2 protein-coding genes are annotated in these 1,695 nt (G+C 74.3%); both read right to left on the reverse strand.

What is annotated here, in order from left to right:
* Positions 1 to 561, reverse strand: a 561-nt coding sequence (locus tag ACFWGZ_RS40835) for a thiamine pyrophosphate-binding protein (RefSeq protein WP_382456948.1), incomplete at its 3' end; no start/stop codon positions are given.
* The coding region (dpgC, locus tag ACFWGZ_RS40840) for a (3,5-dihydroxyphenyl)acetyl-CoA 1,2-dioxygenase DpgC (protein WP_382456949.1) at positions 558 to 1,695 on the reverse strand (1,138 nt) is incomplete at its 5' end. The genes ACFWGZ_RS40835 and dpgC, both read right to left, overlap by 4 nt.

The raw sequence follows: 1,695 nt of genomic DNA on the forward strand, positions 1-1,695 counted from the left end.
CTCCACCCCTCCCGCGGCGCCGGGGCACGAAAGGCGCGAGCGCGGGAGTGGTTCCAGGGAGACCTCCTCGGCGAGGAGGTCCATCGGCAGGGACAGGAACACGGGACCGGCGGGCGGCTGGACCGCCAGCGCGAAGGCCCGGCGCAGCAGCAGGGGCAGGTCGTGCGCGTGCTGCACGTCGAACACGTGCTTCACCGCCGGCCGTGCGAGCCCCACCAGGTCGCCCGACAGCATCGGGTCTCGCGCGAGGTGGCGGCGGTCCTGCTGGCCCGCCGTGACCACCAGCGGTGTCCGCGAGCGGGAGGCGTTGAGCAGCCCCGAAAGTCCGTTCGCGAGTCCCGCCGCCACGTGCAGGCTCACGAACGCCGGGCGGCGGGTGGCCCGCGCGTACCCGTCGGCCATCGCCACCACGGAACCCTCGTGGACACCGAGCACGTATTCGATGTCGTCGGCGTCCACGAGTGCTTCCAGGAACGGCAGCTCGGTGGTGCCGGGGTTGCCGAACACCTTGGTGACCTGCTCGTCCCGCAACACCTGCAGCAGCACGTCCGCGGGCCTCACCGGGGCGGTCCGGCCGGCTTCGCGGTGAACCGCCCGACCTTGGTCAGCACGTCCTCGCTGTGCAGGCGCAGCGCCTGCACGAGGGCGAACTCCGCGGCGTACTCCCGGAAGGCGTCGAGCGGTTCCTCCGCGGTCACGAGCATCCGCCGGTTCGCGGCCACGGCCGGGTCGTCCAGCAGGGCGGCGTCGCGGTCGACCGCCGCGTCGAGCGCGTCCGGGTCGAGCACGGCGTCGCAGAACAGCGCGGCCTCGGGGTCGGTCGCCGCGATCTTCCTGCCCTGCAGCACGATCTGCCGCGCGAGGCGCCCGCCGGCCAGCCGGCGCAGCCGCAGGTTGCCGAAGCCCGGCACGATCCCCTCGCGGGCCGCGGGCAGCGACAGGTACGAGTCGGCGGCGGCCAGCACCCGGTCCAGCGCCAGCGTGAGCTGCATGCCGCCGCCGATCGCGAACGTGTCCACGGCTCCCAGCCACGGTTTCGTGACGGGGCCGCGCGGCCAGGTGTGCTCGGTCTGCTCCAGCAGCACGCCGCGGGAGAGCTTGTGCACCAGGCCGAGCTCGCGGCCCAGCAGGAAGTCCACGTAGGAGATCCGGCCGCGGTGCAGCTCCTTGAGGTTGATGCCCGCGCTGAACACGCGCCTGCCCGCGTACCGGGGGTGCGTCATGTGCGCGCCGCGCAGCACGCCGGCGCCGGTGGAGTCGTCCAGCGCCACCAGGTCGACGGCCGTCTCCAGGTCGGCGACGAGCGCGTTGTCCTCCGCGTTGAGGCAGTCGGTGTTGCGCAGGGTCACGTGCGCGATCCCGTCACGGCGGTCGATCGACACCGTGCCCAGGTCCAGCGACCCGAGGGTGGCGTAGTCCGCGAGGAGCCCCAGCGCGCGGGACGTCGGCCGCAGGGCGGACTCCACGACGTGCCGCCCCGGTCCGGGCGCGCGCAGCAGCGCCTGGAAGAAGATCCCCTGGTCGACCTCGCGGCCTTCCTTGTCCGCCTGGAGGTGCCGCAGCTCCTCGTCGAGCTGCGCCGCCGTGGGCACGAGCCCGGGGTACTCCCGCGCGGCGGCCTCCACGAGCTCCGCGGGACGCAGCGGCACCGCCGCACCGCCGGTCAGCCGCGCGTGCACGCGGTCGGCGTGCACG

Origin of the sequence: Lentzea sp. NPDC060358 (assembly GCF_042725365.1) — a bacterium.
Lineage (GTDB): Bacteria > Actinomycetota > Actinomycetes > Mycobacteriales > Pseudonocardiaceae > Lentzea.